Here is a 17706-nt window from a genome sequence, read left to right as displayed (position 1 = left end):
TCGATCTTGTGAGCGTTGTAGATATGGAAAATATCCCCGTCCGTGTCTCGGAGTTCAATATGGGAGAGCCCCTCGTTAACCGCCCAGTTCCCTGACAGGTCCCAGAGAGAGATATCCTTGAACAGAATTCTGTCGTTGGTTGAAGTTGCTCCTTGTTCGTCAATCCAGGTGTTATCGGACCAGTTCGCAATCAGGTAAGTATCGTTACCTTCGCCTCCAAAAAGACCGTCCCAGCCTTCTGCTCCGGATCCGTCCAGCCAATCGTCGCCAGCCTCACCGTAGAGGCGGTCATCCCCGTTTCCGCCCACCAGAATGTCATTACCATTGCCGCCGTGAAGATGATCATTACCGTCATCCCCTCGGAGAAGATCGTTGCCATGTTGCCCATAGACAGTGTCGTCACCCGCGCCGGCCAGAACAAGCCCGTCGCCCACACTGGCATCTGTGATGTTGTCATTCGAAGCACCAGCGCCCCCGACAAAAAGACCGCTGAACGTACGCTGTGCTGTTTCAAACTCAAACCGCTCGATCTTGTGAGCGTTGTAGATATGGAAAATATCCCCGTCCGTGTCTCGGAGTTCGATATGGGAGAGCCCCTCGTTAACCGCCCAATTCCCTGACAGGTCCCAGAAAGAGATTTCCTTGAACAGAATTCTGTCGTTGGTTGAAGTTGCTCCTTGTTCGTCAATCCAGGTGTTATCGGACCAGTTCGCAATCAGGTAAGTATCGTTACCTTCGCCTCCAAAAAGACCGTCCCAGCCCGTGCTGGAGCCGCCATCCAGGGTGTCATTGCCATTCCCGCCCCAGAGACGGTCTGCCCCGGCCCCCCCGAAAAGCGCATCATTGCCATCCTCGCCACGCAGAGTGTCGTTGCCCGCTCCGCCTCGGAGGTTATTGTTTACCCGATTGCCGATGAGAAGATCGTTGCCGGATCCACCAATCGCATTTTCGATAACTGTACCAATGGCGAGCGTCAGGTTGCCTGTCGATCCTCCGATGTCTGACGTGTTCTGCGAGGTCTGGTCAGCCGTTTGTATCGTGAGATCGATCTTCTGATTTGCGTGATAGCCGCTGAAATTCAGTGTGTCGATTCCGCCGCCGTCAATAATCGTCGAGGCTGTGCGGCTGGCATAGGTTGCGAATTCATACCAAATCTGACTTTCGCTGGCGGAGATATTGGTATTGAACCCGTAGACAGTATCACCAGTGAAGGCGTTAGAGACACTATAACCCTGCGGGCCATATATGCTGTCTAGCGCAAGCCAGTCCACGACCATCGGCGTTTGTAGATATTCATGGCTCGCGTTGATCGCCGTGTTCTGGCATTGCGAGAAATAGGACATCATTGTTGCTTGCCAGCTGTCGAGTTCGAAGATCGCGTCGTTTGCGTAGCTTGCGGAACCGCTATACGGCCCTTGATGCCCCAGACCCAAGGCGTGCCCGATCTCATGGAATATCGTCTGCAAGGTATAGTCATCATATGTTGATGTCGACCCGGACCAGTCTGCTGGGATGTTGATATAGGAATATTCGATCGTGCCATCGTCGTAGAGTGGCGAGCCTGCAAAAGCGTCACTTTGGTTGTCCGAAAAGAAGAAATCAACCACGCTGTCGTCGGTGCTTGTGGTCTCGATGAACTGAATGCCCAGAACGGCCTCATAAACATCAAAGGCATCTCTTATGAGTTCGGCGCGCGCGTCGGAAACGCCATCTGCATCAGACCCGCCTCCGTGTGTGAGCGTGTCAAACCCACTGACATTGTAGTGGAGTACCCCATTATTCGGATCGCGACCGGTTGAACCAACGTTATGGTGCCGGCCAATGCCATTGTTCCAATACCCGACCTCAAGGAAGTCCGCCATCTCCTGAAGCGTCGATTCTGTCGCCGCGGAGGTAGTGCCGATGTCTGGTGGGCATTCCGTTCGCACAACGTCACTTTGATGGCGATCATCCGACGGCACATCAACATTCGGAGTACTTTGGTTTGGATAAATATAAAACATGATCGCCCCTTTTCGTCGAATTTTGACTGTTGAAAGCAGAACTCAAACTCACAGAGTAGGCACTGACATTTCCCAAGTAGAATTCCGTTTGAGTGATGGTGCACATGGTATTCACGCCCAGGTCATCGGTGTTCCAATGTCTGGAGCCGATGGTTGCGCATTTGAGCATTTACGGCACAGGGCAAGCCGGGAGTTGGTTTCTGAAACCGGATTGCCCCGTGAGAGAAGCATCTTCTTTCGAGCATCGGGTATGTTAAGTGCAGTCAGTTCAGTTGGACATGGCACCTTCCATTTTCCTTGCTGCTTCTCTCACGGGGCATTCAGCCTCAGGAGGAATTCCCAAACTTTCTTATGTGTCACTGCGTTCTCGATCAGCGAGGTGTTGGCACCGCAGGCGCGTTCCTTGCCTCAACTCAACCTGAGCTTGCATTAACTTGCATTAGACTAACCCGTTAGTTGAGTCAAGACCAGGGGCCACAGCACCAAAACCCGGGCCAGGGGGAGGTCACGGTAAGACCGATGCTGGTTTGCAGCCCGGGGTATGACACAAACGGGTTTGTCACCGTCACGTCGGCCCCCAGGGCATGCTGAGGATCAGATTGAGGCTGGCTCTAACTGTTGACCCTCCCCTACGATTACAGCCAGGACATCATCGCCTGAATGCTCTGCACCACGATGAAGGTCGCCGATATCACCACCACAATTCATCTCGTCCGAGTCCGCTCCCCAAAAAGGATGTCGTTACCCGCACTGCCTTCAAGCCTGTCGTTGCCACAATGGCCATTGAGGCTAACATCCCCACCGAGCCCGAAAAATCGGTTGGTTTCTTCTCTCCCGTTCAGGGTGTCATTGCCTTCCGTTCCCACCTCGGCGGCAAGTCGCGCCGCAAAACGCTGGCCATAAATTCCAAGGCCACTCCCGTCCTGACCGCGGGAAGCCCGCGTGACGACAAAGCCGCCGTCCGGCAGAGTTGTCACAGAGGGCGAGATCTGATCACGGCCCGTATGTGTATTGATGACCTACTGGTAAAAAAGAATCCGGAGCCAGCAGAAACTGACCGGCCTACGCAACGGCGAACATAAACTGATCCGGTTCAAGCAGTATGTTTATGCCCTCTACCACGACGGACCCATTATCCCATTCAATCCGAGTTCCGGAGCCTGTGCTCACAAAAGTGAGATCCGCGTAAGTCCCGCCCCTGATCACGATGACGTCCTCATCGACCGTGAAGTCGGTAATCACGTCTGCTCCGGTGTGTTCCCTGAAATCGAACACATAGGCATCCGCACCAGCGTCTCCGGTGAGCGTGTCGTTACCGGCATTTCCATACAGAGTGTCCGTGCCCGCACCACCACTAAGGGTGTCGTTGCCGTCGCCCCCAACCAGGACATCCCCGCCAACACCCCCCCTGATAACGTCATTGCCCTCACCGCCATCCAGCAAGTCATCCCCATCGTTTCCGTATAGAATGTCACTGCCCCGACCGCCACCGATCCGGTCATTTCCGGCACCGCCGGCAAGCGTATCGTGCCCGTCTCCACCATGGAGATTGTCGGCCCCATCACCCCCGCTCAGGGCATCATGTTGATCGCCTCCGAACAGATCATCATCACCCGCACCTCCGGACAGGGTATCATTTCCTTTTCCGCCATGAATCTTGTCGGTCCCGACACCCCCCGAGATCTGATCGTCGCCATTATCCCCGTAAAGCAGGTCATTCCCATCGCCACCGGTCAGAATATCGTTGCCCTCTCCACCATAGATTTTCGTTGGCCCGGCCAGTCCGGCACCCGAGATCGTATCATCGCCCAAACCGCCAAAGGCGTCTTCCAGACCATGCGCCCTGAGTACCAGGGAAACGCCCGCGGCACCCATGACTTTGACGGTGTCATGGCCTTCACCGCCCTGCACCTCACCCGATGCAAGATCTGCGACATCTATGAACAGAGTATCATCTCCGCCGTTCCCAATGAGCCGGTCTGCGCCGGCTCCGCCAATGAGAATATCCGCATTGCTACCACCGGCGAGAATGTCATTGCCCGCGCCCCCGGACAGCTGGGTTTGCCCGGCGTAGTCAGCAGCATTGACCGTGTTTTCCCGATCGTCCCCATAGACGGCAGCGGGCCCGGTCCCCGAGTTTGCGAGACCGATGTTTTGCGGATCAGATGCTCCGATCTGTATCAGGGTCCCGAATGACCCGTTAGCGCCGCCCGCTGCGAGGTAATCCACGCTGGTTGCGACAAGCAGCGCAAACTCTCCACGGCTCAGGCTTCCGTCCTGCAGACGAGCGCTCCAGAAGTCCAGCTGTTGGTTTGAGGGCGCTTTGTCAAAAGCGTTCCGGAACACATGCGTTACAAAATCCACGGTATTCATGGATGCCAGGTCCAGCGCTGTATTCGGATCCAGCTCTGCGGTCTCCTCCACCAGGTTCGTTGCCAGGCTGTGCAGCGATTCCGTTCTGTTCAGCGCATGAAGCGCAACCATGTCCAACGCCTCATCCATCAGTTCCTTTCCATAGAGAACGTCCACAAGACGCTGGGCCACAGCTCTGATATAGGCCTTGTCCGTGGACCGCTCGGCCTGGGCGGGGTTCAGGACGGGATGAAAATTGTTGCTCGACTGGTGTTCGTTCCCAACTGCGATATGCTCGGAGCTCTCGGACAGTTCCGCAGCCAGTTGCGCTTTGGTCTCAGTGTCGCCATTGAGCTTTTCCAGGGCAATCTCGAACTCTCTCATGCTCGCCCCGCGCCCAAGCGCGTTGATGTACAGCTGGTAGATGAAGTCGGCATCCGACTGGTCCGGGTACCGCGTAGTGAACTCCGGTGATTTTATGAGATCGTCTGCCAGTGCGGCTATGTTCAGCTCCCCATTTTGAACCCGGGTGACCAGAATCTCGTATTCATGCGTCTCCAGATCCCGGTCAAGAAGCGTGTCATAAAGCCGCTCTGCTTCGGTCAGGATCCGGTCTTTTGCAGTCTTGTCGAGTACCGCCGCATGGCTCTGGGTCCGTCCTTCAAAAAACCGGGTAAGCCCCCAGGTTTCCAGACCGGTCCCGTCCACGGAGTGTGAGCTTACAAAGTTCTGGTGCGCATCGCTGTAGCTGGTGGAATAGCTGCCATTGCCAACAGGTGAACGGTTCAGGATAAAGTTGCTGTCATTGGTTATAATTGTTGTGACCAGACCATCCGCCGACACCTTGGTGGTACGCGTATTATCCACATCTCCAATACCGGTCAGCCCAACAATGTCATCCCGACCATCGCCGTTTACATCGCCCACAAACTTGTCTCGGGTCACCCACCAGGAATTGGCAATATCTTCCTTGTTCACGGCCGCAAAACTGAAGGTCCCATCAGCCTGACCAAACCAGACATTGATGTGAGAATTTGCATCCTCACCGGTCAGGCCAATGATATCAGCGCGCCCGTCGCCATTCACATCAGCAATAAATTTTTCCCGGCTTTCCCACCATTCACCCGCGATGACTTCGGTATCAGAGGGTCCGGCTGTAAAGCCGCCGTTGGCTTCGCCGAACCAGACATTGATGTGCTGGTTGCCGTCTTCCCCGGTCAGGCCGATGATATCATCCCGACCGTCCCCATTTACGTCACCGATGAACTTCTCGCGGCTTGTCCACCAGCTGTTGGCGATGATTTCCTCATTTTCACCAGCAAACGTAAACTGACCGTCTGCTTCACCAAACCAGACCTTTACATCCCTGTTCTGGTCATCACCCGTCAAACCAATGATATCGGTGCGGCCATCCCCGTTCACATCGCCAACAAACTTCTCGCGGCTCGTCCACCAGGAGTTCGCAATGTCTTCCGTGTTCACGTTGGAAAACGTGAAACTGCCATCAACCTCGCCAAACCAGACATTGATATGTTGGTGCGTATCCTCACCGGACAACCCAATGATATCAGCGCGCCCATCACCATTCACATCGCCGATGAATTTCTCACGTTCCGACCACCAGGAACCCGCAACAACTTCGGTATCGACAGATGCAAACGTGAACCCGCCATCATCCTCGCCAAACCAGACTTTCACGTGACTATTCTGATCAACGCCCGACAGCCCGATTATGTCGATCCGGCCATCGCCGTTCACATCCCCATAGAGTTTTTCCCGGCTGGACCACCATTCTCCGGCAATGTCCTCGACGTCATTTGCGCTGAAAGTAAATTCTCCATTCTGCTCGCCAAACCAGACTTTGACCCTGTCATCTACGTCTCGCTTAAACAGGGACACCTCAACTGTAGTGACGCTGTCGTCGGCCTCGGTGATCGTGGTCACTTCGATGTCGTTTTTACCATCACCATCCAGATCGCGCTTTTCGACAACCGTGCGCCCATCCGCGCTGGTCTCCCGCACAAGTGTAGACTTTGAACCGCCATCGTCATAAGTGGCTTCGCTGCGCAGGGTTTTGCGCCCGTCGTCATGCAGGGTCGTGGTGATCTGAGTTGTTGAATCCGCCTGACCATCCCCGTCAATATCCGTTGCGATGGATGTGGTTAAACCATCGGCAGAGGACGTAACCCTTTCCTGGAAACTGACATGGGCACCATGGGTTTCGGTGATTTCCGTAACCTGATTGCCGGCCGCATCAAACGACGTGATGGACGTTCGGACAAATTCAGCCTGACCATTCCCGTCAAGATCAAAGGTGTACTCTTCTTGCATCCCGTTGGCCGCTTTCGTGCCGGATACGATCGCGGTCGCCACCTTTTGATCCGCTTTCACAAAGCTGCCATCCGCCTGACCCAGCCAGACATTGACGACATTCTGATCATCTCCGGAAAGCCCAACAATATCGGCAAATCCATCTCCATTTATATCGTTGACATGCTTTTCTTTCCCGGACCACCATTGGTTCGCAATATCGCCCGTGGTCAACTTGCCAAATTTAAAGCCACCGTCCGCTTTTCCGAACCAGACATTGATGTGCTGGAACTGATCCTCACCAGACAATCCAATGATATCTGCGCGACCGTCGCCATTCACATCGCCAACAAACTTCTCGCGGCTTGACCACCATTCGCCGGCCACCACCTCGACATCGATCCTTGCAAATGTGAACCCACCATCTGCTTCACCGAACCAGACATTGATGTGCTGGAACTGATCCTCACCAGACAATCCGATGATATCTGCGCGACCGTCGCCATTCACATCGCCAACAAACTTCTCGCGGCTTGACCACCAGTCGCCGGCCACCACCTCGACATCGACCCTTGCAAATGTGAACCCACCATTTGCTTCACCGAACCAGACATTGATGTGTTGGAATTGATCCTCACCGGAAAATCCGATGATATCCGTGCGGCCATCTCCATTCACATCGCCGACAAACTTCTCGCGGCTTGACCACCATTCGCCAGCCACCACCTCGACATCGACCCTTGCAAATGTGAACCCACCATCTGCTTCACCGAACCAGGCATTGATGTGTTGGAATTGATCCTCACCGGAAAATCCGATGATATCCGTGCGGCCATCCCCGTTCACATCGCCAACAAACTTCTCGCGGCTTGACCACCATTCGCCGGCAATATCTTCGATATTCAGCTGCCCAAATGACAGACTGCCATCTTTCTGACCAAACCACACACTGATCTTGCTCTGGTTATCACCACTAAGCACAATGACATCGGCCCGGTCATCACCGTTGACATCGCCTGAATGCTTGTCCTTTGACGCCCACCAGGCACTGCTCAAATCCCTGTAGCGCAATGCTCCCAGGTCCCTGTAGATTGTTGTGAGGTCCTGATCGGTGTTGATATGGGTTGTGACGGCCCGATCTGCATGGCCATCGCCATCCGTATCCGTGCGCGTGGCCCGGGTGCGCCCATCGGCGGACTCTGTGCTCTGGACCGATTGGACCCGCGCCGCGTTGGCCCCGAAGTGATGATGGGTCCGGGTCCAGCCGCCATTGGCCTGCTCCACTATGGTGCTGGTCCGGTCGGTGGTGCCATCCCCGTTCAGGTCCATGACGGTGGATGTGCTGAGACCGTTTCCGGATGTTGTGGTGGTGACGCTGCCCAGGGTTGCGCCATTGCCGTTGACGGTTGTGGCCGTCTCGACCACATCGCCCTCTGCGGCGAACGCGGTCGTGCGGGTGGTGACGAACTCATTGCGCCCGTCCCCGTCGAGATCCGCGGTCCAGGTGGAGCTGAAGCCGTCATCGCTGGTGGTCGCAATGGTCTGGGCCTGCAGCGCCCCGTTGCCATCGGTGTAGCGGGTTGTCGTGGTCCGGCCGCCGTGTGCAGCAAGACCCGTGGTGGCCGTTGCAACCAGCTCATCCGTGCCATCCCCGTTGCGATCCGTCCGGGTGGTGCTGGTCAGCCCATCGTCACTGACCGTGTGGACCTGCGTGGCAATCACCCTGCCGGCGCTGTTGAAGGCCTGCGTCCGGCTGGTCTGGGTGCCGTCATCCGCGATGGTTGTGGTGATGACCTGGTCATTCACCCCGTTGCCATCGGCATCAAAAGAGCGAACCGATGTACGTTCATCGGCACTGACCACGGTCGTATCCGTGCTGAGCGTGGTGCCATTGGCCGCGGTTCGTGTGAGCATGGTGGTCTCAACACCCGCAGCGCTCAGGTCATAGGTCTGAACGGTGGTCAGATCATAATCACCATCAGTGTCCCGGTCTTCCCGGGTTGTTGTGGTCCGCCCGTCGCGGGAGGTCTCGATGACCGCACGGCGATACACCGTGCCGGTCCCGGCCGTCTCTTCCACCGTTCTTGTGGTGGACCCGTCCGCATTGAGCACTGTTGTACTATTCGTGTTGCGCTCAAAGACCCCGTTGCCGTCCGCATCGGAGCGGGTTGACGTCGCGAGCCCGTCATCACTGGTGGTGGATATCTGCTGGCTCTGGACTGCGCCTGCGTCATCCAGCTGCGTTTTCGTCACCGTGACCTGACCGTCATCCCCAACAACGCGGTGAAGGCGCAGGTCCACGTTTCCATCCCCATCCACGTCCCGGGTCTCCAGGACATCGCGGCCGTCATCGCTGGTGGTGATCACCGTGCGCGACCGCAGCGCGTTACTGGAGCCAGTCACATCTGTGACCTCGGTGGTGACGGTCCGGCCGCCATCTGCGGTCAACACCGTCACACTGGAGGTGACGAGATCCGCGGCCTGATCCCCGTCCCGATCCGCCCGGGTCTCAACCGTCAGACCGTCATCGCTAACGGTCGTCTGCGTGCGCGACAGCCGGGAGCCGTCACTGGCCTCTACATCCCGCGTGGTCGTCTCGGACCCATTTGCCAGGAGCGCGGTGGTGGAGCTCACCACACGCTCTGACGTGCCATCCCCATCCTTGTCTTCAGATGTGGTGGTCACCAGACCGTCATCGCTGACCGTCGTCACCGTCTGGCTGCGCAGGCTGTCATTGCCGTTTGTCACCGTGGTGGTGGTGGTTCGTCCGCCGTCAGCGTTCAGGACAGTGGCTTTGGTCGACCGCGTGTCCACCCTGCCATCCCCGTCGGGATCCGTTGCAACCGTCACCGTCAGCCCATCGTCGCTGACATCCGTTGCCTGGGTGGAGCGGGTCGACCCATCTGCGTTCAGGCGGGTCTCCAGCGTGGTCCGGCTGCCATTGGCGTGCTGTTCTGACCGCAGGGTGACATCACGCGCGCCGTCGCCATTGGCATCTGTGGTTGTGATCGTCACACGCCGGTCCGCGCTTTGCGACACCGCGGTCCGGGAAAGCAGCGTGGTTTGATCGCCGGCGGAGGTGGTTGCCGTGGTCCGCGTGCTCCCATCCGCGGTGGCGGCCTGGGCCGAAACAGACTTTCCGTCCCAGGTCCCATCCCCGTCAATGTCGCTCAGGGTGGTCACCGTCAGCCCGTCTGCGCTTGTGGTCTCGGTCTGCGCGCTGATCAGGCTGCCGTCCTGCGCCCGTTCCGTGATCGTCCGGGTCGACGTGCCATCCGCATTCTCTACCGTCACATCAGAGATCGACCGGTCCGTATCGCCATCCCCATCCGCGTCGATGCGCGTGGTTGTGGTCAATCCATCCCGACTGGTCACCGCCCTCGTTTGGGCGCTGAACGACCCATCCGCATTACGCGCCCAGCTGGTGGCCGTGCGGGCGCCGGTCGTTCCATCCACCGTCACGCTCCGGCTCAGATCCGTGGCCTGGAACACCCCGTCCTGGTTGTGATCGATCCAGGTTTCCGAACTGACCTTGTCACGGCCCAGCGTGACCTTCACCTTGCCCCGGACAGACCCGTCCGTATTGGTCTGTGTCGTCACCGTCTCGCGGCTGTCATCGGTGTGGATCGTGGTGGCGTCCACCGTTGTCAGATCAACATCCCCGTCGCCGTCCTGGTCCACCGCCCTGCTTTTGGTCAGCGCATCCGCGGACTGGGACTGCGTGGTCGTGCTGCGCAGGCTGCCGTCGCCATTCCTCACCGTCTCCGTCGACGCCGTCGAACCATCCGCATGCACCGTGATGGTCAGCGCCTCCTGGACATCCGCATCACCATCCCCGTCCAGATCGCGCGTGATGGTCTTCATGCGGCCATCTGCCGAGACACTTTCCGTCACCGCGCTGCGCAGTGAGTCATCTTCATTGAGATGCCGGATCGTTTCCGAGCGCGTGCCATCCGCGTTCACCGCAATCACATGAGAGATGGTCAGATCGACCCACCCGTCCCCATCCGCATCAATCGCATCCGTCCGCGTCAGCCCGTCGGCTGAGACCGTCTCGCTGGACCTGCGGATCACGCTGCCATCCGGCCCCCGATCCGTGGTCACGATGGTCAGGCGGCCATCCCCATGGGTCGTACGCACCTCGGTCTGGTCATACCAACCGCCACCGGTGGAATCCCGCTCGATGGTCACTGTATTGCCATCCGCGCTGGTGGTGGTCCTGCGCGCGCTCACCAGTACCGCAGAACCGGCCTCCGAGCCCGCTTTGTTGGTGACCGTCTCACTCTTGCTGCCATCCGGGTTGGTCACCGTCACGATGGTCTGCAACCGGTCCACCACCCCGTCGCCATTGTCATCATAGCTGTTGGCAATCGACGTTCCGTCCGCCGACGTCACCGAGGTGATGACAAAAGAAATGGCGCCATCGGCGCCATACCCGGTCTGGATATGCGTGCGCACCCCCTCCGAGTCAGTGACCTCGCTTTCCTCAATCCGGTAGCTCTGTGTATTGCTGACCAGCAGGGTGTCCGCCACGGTCCCGGTGGTGCCATCGGATTTGGTGAAGGTGGTCTGGCCGGTGATCACCGAGCCATCGGGCAACTCGATATGGGTCGCATCCGCAGTCAGATCGATAGACGTGATCCCCAGTTCGTCCAATGTCATTGCCACCAGCGAGCCATCCGCCTGCGTCACCAGCACCTTGAAGTCACCCCAGGCATCGTCATTGGCGTCGAACACACCGTCGCCATTGCTGTCAAACACCGCCCGCAGCGCCTCGATGTCGCTCGTCGCCGTCGGGTCCCATTCCGTAAATACATATTCCCGCGTCTCGGAGATCACCCCGTCCCCGTCCGCGTCAAAAAACAGAACCCCGTCCCCGTCGCCGGACCAGGCCGTCTGGTTCTTCAGACCATCCTCATCTGCATCCATGAACACCGTCGACTGCGACAGCTCCGTGAGCTCTACGCCAGATCCGTCCAGGTCCAGGATGATCGGACGGTCCTCGCCGCTCAGACCCGTCCCGGAATTATGCCCGCTGCGGCCGGCGTTGCCGTCGCCACTCGAGGAACCGCCACCATCACCGCCGGAGTTCCCACCGGGATCAATGCCCCCATGCGTGCCATTGCTGTTGATATGGTTGGACTTGGCAAAACTTGAGACCCCCGCGGCAATTTGAGCCTTTTCCAGTGAGGAAAGAGAGTTCCATGCGGCAGTCGTTGCATCTTGCCCGGTCGTAACCAAACTCCCAAGAGAACTTGCCCATTCACTAACTGTCTGCCCAAAATCTCGGGCGACCCCTAAAATGCCACCTGCAGGTGTTTGTCCAAAATCAACACCTTCTGACTGCCCCTGTGTCAAAGCGATGACAGGAGAAACCGGCGGGACATAAGGTGCGGGAGCAGGTATCGGAGTTCCCATATCCCATTGAACTGGATAACTGTAACCATCTAGCGCTTGGTAGACTGACCCAGCAGGACTCGCTGCCGGAATTGGCAGCCCCACACTCGGTGGAAGCGGTGGAGACGTGGGAACATTTGGAAGCGGATCAATCCCCGGCAATTGCACTCCCCCAACACCGGTTTGAGGTTGAGCTAACCATTGAGGCCCATTCCCGAATTGATAAGGCCCCTGAACTGGACCTATTGGGCTGCCGATTGGTTGTGGATAGTCCGCATTGGGAAGGCCAAACGAAGATGTGTCAAAATGAAGTGATCGAATGTTGTCCGGCAAACTTGGAGCCCACCCCAAGCTGTCTGCAACCCATGCCCCCAAAAGCGCTTTGTTTGTAACACTGACCTCTGTGGCCACGAATGTATCAAAATCAGAACGAAGCGCTTGATACCGATTGCTTAGCTCGTTTGGATCACTGAATACTGAGCTTGTGTAAAAGCTGTCTTCTAGAAATTGCTCATATCTGACTTCGATACTGGCTTCGGCTTCAGATGCTAATTGTCTGGCAAAGCTCTCCAAAGAACCAGTTTTTCCCCTCCACTGTTGAGCACCAACATGGATTTGATAACTTTGTGCACCCACGAAGCCATAAGTAACATCCAGAGTTCTTCCTAAATCTTTGGCGGCCTCGTCCAAAAAATCTCTTACAGCGCCGGCAGTGTTCTCGACTATGGTTGAAATATCACCCGGAGATCGATAATTCTCTGTAATTTCCAAAATGTCCGGTTCTGGAAAATCATATTGATCTAAGTGAATGGACGGTCTCCCGAGCCAACCGTACGTTAGTTCAACCATTTTTAAGAATCCTTAATTGACGTCTTCAACTATGAAGAAAGGAAATATTTTGATTGAGCTTTCAGAGCCGAAATTGTTTGCTGTATTTCGGATGGCAAATATATCTTTGCCTGCTAGAAAGAAGAATGTTGAGGACCCGCGGTCCGGCTCCTCTTTTGCACTCGAAAGTTGGAATTCCCAAACTCCCTCATCCAAGTTGATAAGGCCTATAGTGTCAAATACCCCATTCATGTCATCTTGTATTTTACACGAACCAGATTGCTTACAGCTTTGTGCCCATGCAATGAAATCATTTATGGGTTCTGGTGCGGCTTCAATATGCATTACTTCGTTCTTCGCCCCCACAATTCGACCATCGCGCTTTAATCTGATCGTTACTGTTCCCTCTTTGCTTTCCGTAATTGCTTCGGCCCCCTGACGACATATCATCTTACTTTGAATGACGCCTTCGAACTCCCAGACGATAGAGCACCGTCGAGAAATTCTTTCGAGGTATTCAGGAATTGAATTTTGAGAGTGGCTTATCGCAGGGATAAAAGTTATGAATGTCACTAAAAATAGTTTGAAAACGACGAACAAGTAGCGCTCCTTACCCTTTGGCTATGTTTACACAGTGGCGGATACAAACGTATCCCCACCTCGAATTGATCTGGTAGGCACCCAGTTAGGCGACGAGGTGCTCGCCGGCGTGAACCCAATTTCGTCAGGGTCATTAAGCGCGCGCTCACTGAGGTGTGCGGCAAAACCCTCGTTCAATTTTGTGTGGAACCTGCCTTTCTCCAAATCCGTGAGTGGGAGCTCACCCATACGAGCCAGAGCTCTATCAACCCGGTTATCCAGCGCTTGTTCTCGAGTGCTCATTCCGACGGCATGATTCATGCCGTGAGCGAAAGCGCTAGCTATTTGCTCAAAACCTGGTCTCGCATACTTTGAATGACCCGGGGGCGAAATGGAGTGCAGATTCTTGTCCATTTCAAACATCGTTGATCTACTGAGATCCTGCGAAAATAACGGGCTAGTTTCGGCCGGTAGCATCGGGTTTTTCGCATTTTTTACAGCAATCCCCAAAATTGCATGCTGCGTTTCTAAGGATTTTTTTTCCGAGGGTGAAACAATTCCATCCTGAAGTGATTTCTCGTAGAGTTCCCTTAGTTCGTTTGCTGCTTTACGCGCGAAAAAATCATCTGCCCCGAGCGGATTGTGCACCCGTAATTTGCTGCCCATCAGTTTTCCTCAATTCCATTGTTAAAACATAGATTAAACGCTTCGCTTTCCAAAACATCTGAAACACTCTGACTATCCGATCCACACTGGACGGCGCAGCTAATGACGGAGCGAGCATCCCGTTTGCGTTGAGTAAGGTCAAAGCCCAATAATGCTTCTAGGCTGTCATAATAGTGTTCATTTAAAAGAGAGGCTGCGCCGTCAAGTGGCGCGTCATTCCGAAGCGTGGATTCAATAATCCAGGCAGAGTACGTCAGATAATAAAAAGTTGACCACTCGCCAATCAACATAGAATCTTCGATTGCCCGAATCTTTCTTTCGTCCCCGAACAAAATCATGGAGTTTAAGTCAAGATCATCTCCCACCAGGTCTTGTACGATCGGGTAATAGTATAAAAAATCTTGTTCGCTGAGTGTTTCAAAAAAGACTTTATCTTTCACCGCAGCGAGACAGAGGTTGTAATCAGGAGATTTTTTTGGAATTTCTTCGGCGAGTTGTGCCATTGCGGGCGGTAGAATCAAAAGTGAAAAAGTGGAAATAATACTGATGCGGGCAAAGTCCATGCAATGCCGAAAAAATTTGGAATGAGGAAGTTCCGCTGGATAAATTAGTTTACCCCGGTATTTCAGAATCTCAAATCCCATCTGTATTTTCCTTTTCCTTGATATTTTTTCTTTTCTCAGAGAAAGTCAGTGCCGCCAGAACAAAAATAGAAACGATGACTACAACACCCACGTCACCACCGTTCACCCGAACGCGCAAATAGTAGTAGATGCCTACGAAAGCTATCTGTTATTCGACCATAAGGCGCAGCCTTCTGGATTGCGTAGTCACCAGGTCCAATTGTCCCCAATTCCAAACTTCCCTTGGGGACAGTAAGCCCTGATTTAGAGTCTTGCTTAATCGTCGGCTGCCTATATCCACCTTTAGGTCCAGTCATTTACTTTCCCCAGCACTTCTCAAAATTAACTTTTCTACTGAACGATGCATTGATTAAATCTTGCACTTTTTAATACTTCTTTTAACGGTAATACATACGCATCAGACCTAAGCAAGCACAGTAATAATATATCCGACTTTGTCGAATAATGTTGCGGTGAGAGATCAGAGAAAACTTCATCAACCTCTATATATCCAGCAAGTCTTTCACATTCCATGTAGTTTGCGTTACATAGAGATTTTACGGCATCTGCTTTGGCTTTACTGATAAGAGCGGCATAAAAGACCGCTCTTTCAACATCACCGGCGACAATCATATCCGAAAAATGTTGGCGATCAGATATGTCGAGCCAGAAGTAAGCAGAAACAGGTTCGTTTCTGATAATAAATGTTTGTGCCTGCACAAGGAAGTCCAACCCCGTATCGTCTGCCAGAGCTTCGTCATATTTTTGGAGGAATTCTAAGTGACTAGAATTAGCCTCTGAAATAAGGAAATTGGAAATTGGATGGCATCCATTTTCTTCTTCGGAAGGGTTCCCCTCTAGAAATTCGGAATACGCCCTGCAAGGCGACTTTTCCGAGAACAAATTACGTTCATTGACAACATCCGCAGCAGCGGAATTGAGGGGAAAAAGAGAAAGTAGAAGGCCCGCGATGATGCTATGATATTCCAAGTACTATTCTCCTTAGTGGATTAGAGCAGACTAAAAAGTTATTATTGTTTGCCCATATCTTCGATTTATTTTAGGCCGCTTTTTTTGACTCCAAACCAGAAACATGCCCGCCATAATTCCTGATCTTTTTCCTTGAATAACTCCCGCTAGAGTCTCGGACTCGCCAAATTAAAATTATATCTACATGGCCGCACGGCGTAAATCCAAGTCACTTAGCTTTCGCAGGGGTATCTTGCCTAACTGGTGCTTGCGCTTGATAGAACCGCAGATCAACGCGCAGATGGATAACGGCAAAACAAGGTAGATTCCTACATCCGCATTTCCGGACCAGCCAGAGGAATAGTAAATGTCAGGATACATGAATTTGACGGTAACTGCCGAACTTAAACAAATCAGCAGTTTCAGTGCGCCAGGGTAAAGGGTGTAAATCTCTTTAACCAGTGCGATCAATCTCGTCACCAGGCGCATCTTCTTTCGAGCATCGGGTATGTTAAGTTCAGTCTGTTCAAGTGGATATGGCAACTGCTGTTTTCCTTGCTGCTTCTCTCACGGGACATTCAGCCCAAGGAGGGGTTCCCAAACTTTCTTATATGTCACTGCGTCCTCGATCAGCGAGGTGTTGGCATCGTAGGCGATTTACTAGTCTCAGCACAACCTAAGCTTGTTTCTGTTATGAATAAACTAACCGGTTAGTTGTGTCAAGGCCAAGGGCCACAGCACCAAAACCGGGCCAGGGGGAGGTCACGGTGAGACCGATGCTGGTTTGCAACCCGGTGTATGACACAAACGGGTTTGTCACCGTCACGTCGACCCCCAGGGCATGCTGAGGCTCAGATTTCAGGCTGCTGGAGTGGCGGCTTTCATCGTGGTGCAGAGCTTCCGAACGATGATGTATCGGATGGGCCAGGCTGAACGACCCCAGGATCTGGGCGCATTCCTTGTTGCCCCCTGCCCCGCCCGGCAACCTTGCAGGCACGCAAACGCATCACGGCAGGGCGCAACGCGAATGCAGGATATCGGCCATGATCACCACATCCGGATCGTCCAAGTAGGTGAGGATATGTGCATCGGCCCGGACATCTCTGAGATCCGCCGTCGCCACGACCGGAACTGAGTCCAATTCTGCCCATCAAACAATTGCCTTCATTCGTCATTTATTCTCCAATTGCTTCCTTTAAAACTTCAAAGACCACTGGTAACCGCTTTCGACATTTCTGAGACGAAAGTTGCTCAACTTCATATGGCAGATATATTGTGACCCAAGAATTCCCCACAAATTCTTGGAGCCCCGCCACACAGGCGACCGACTCAAAATAATCCCTATTTTCTTGCCTCTTAATTAGGTCAAAAAATTGGCGATCCTGCTGCGAAGTAATTTCGAGTAATTGATTTGGAATTCCCATATTGAGGCAGTCATACGCCTGTCCATCATTGCCCACAAAAACGATGCCATTTTTTGGGGGGAGCAGACGTGGTCCGTAGGGGCGAACTTGCTCGACAACATCCGCCCAAACGGTCCCGCAAGGACTCTCGGGCCTTTCGGACCCACCCGCGACTAGCGGAACCGGCGATAAGACCCCGAGCAAACTCATGTAAATAGCAAGAGATAACCTACCTATTTTGTTTGCGGTCCGTGACTGAGCCAAAGCCTTGTTGGGCTGACCCGCGAGCGACAAGAGTTTAGCTTTTAGAAAGCAAAGCACTATAGTTTCCTCCCGATGTTCTTATTCCCAGTTTTCTGAAAAACCAATCTGGTTTCGATAGGCTCTGGCTTCGTACGCAATCGCAAAGTCCGGCTAGAGTTATTAGCAATCCCGTATAAGGAGAACCTATTCGCATGTGACGGTGGTCAAGCTAACCACCAAGAACGTCTTCATCGGAGTATCTGCTAAGCTAACTTCAGCCTGTTCAAGTGGATTAAGCAACGAACACTCTCCTTATACGACTTTTGCAGCGCC

General features: G+C 54.1%; 9 protein-coding genes. 1 reads left to right on the top strand and 8 read right to left on the bottom strand.

The genetic code is table 11. The features are described 5' to 3' along the window. From GOW92_RS25060 to GOW92_RS23805, 8 genes are all read right to left on the bottom strand, one after another. The coding region (locus tag GOW92_RS25060; protein ID WP_302477334.1) for a M10 family metallopeptidase at positions 1–2003 on the bottom strand (2003 nt) is incomplete at its 3' end. A 704-nt stretch (positions 2004–2707) separates the two neighbouring features. Further along, on the bottom strand, positions 2708–2869 hold the full coding sequence (locus tag GOW92_RS25435; RefSeq protein ID WP_368040327.1) for a hypothetical protein: 162 nt from the start codon (positions 2867–2869) through the stop codon (positions 2708–2710). A 196-nt stretch (positions 2870–3065) separates the two neighbouring features. Further along, complete coding sequence (locus GOW92_RS23830; protein WP_217356583.1) at positions 3066–12083, bottom strand: FG-GAP-like repeat-containing protein; 9018 nt, start codon at positions 12081–12083, stop codon at positions 3066–3068. 840 nt (positions 12084–12923) lie between these two features. Next, on the bottom strand, positions 12924–13490 hold the full coding sequence (locus GOW92_RS23825; protein ID WP_170566051.1) for a hypothetical protein: 567 nt from the start codon (positions 13488–13490) through the stop codon (positions 12924–12926). 27 nt (positions 13491–13517) lie between these two features. After that, complete coding sequence (locus GOW92_RS23820) at positions 13518–14135, bottom strand: hypothetical protein (RefSeq protein ID WP_170566049.1); 618 nt, start codon at positions 14133–14135, stop codon at positions 13518–13520. Continuing rightward, entirely contained in the window at positions 14135–14779 is a 645-nt protein-coding gene (locus tag GOW92_RS23815) for a hypothetical protein (RefSeq protein WP_170566046.1), read from the bottom strand. The genes GOW92_RS23820 and GOW92_RS23815 overlap by 1 nt, the downstream gene beginning before the upstream one ends. A 330-nt stretch (positions 14780–15109) precedes the next feature. Next, positions 15110–15748: a hypothetical protein gene (locus GOW92_RS23810; protein WP_170566043.1), complete on the bottom strand. Its 639-nt coding sequence runs from the start codon at positions 15746–15748 to the stop codon at positions 15110–15112. Between the two features lie 180 nt (positions 15749–15928). Beyond that, entirely contained in the window at positions 15929–16270 is a 342-nt protein-coding gene (locus GOW92_RS23805; RefSeq protein ID WP_170566040.1) for a hypothetical protein, read from the bottom strand. Positions 16271–16568: 298 nt separating this feature from the next. Between GOW92_RS23805 and GOW92_RS23800 the strand changes: the two genes are divergently transcribed. Beyond that, a complete protein-coding gene (locus GOW92_RS23800; RefSeq protein ID WP_170566037.1) occupies positions 16569–16862 on the top strand; it encodes a hypothetical protein in 294 nt (97 codons plus the stop codon). The last annotated feature ends 844 nt before the right edge of the window (positions 16863–17706 follow it).

The sequence above is a fragment of the Ruegeria atlantica genome, assembly GCF_013032505.1.
Taxonomy (GTDB): domain Bacteria; phylum Pseudomonadota; class Alphaproteobacteria; order Rhodobacterales; family Rhodobacteraceae; genus Ruegeria; species Ruegeria atlantica_F.
Note: the sequence above shows the minus strand (reverse complement) of the source record. Positions and strands in the feature narration are given on the sequence as shown.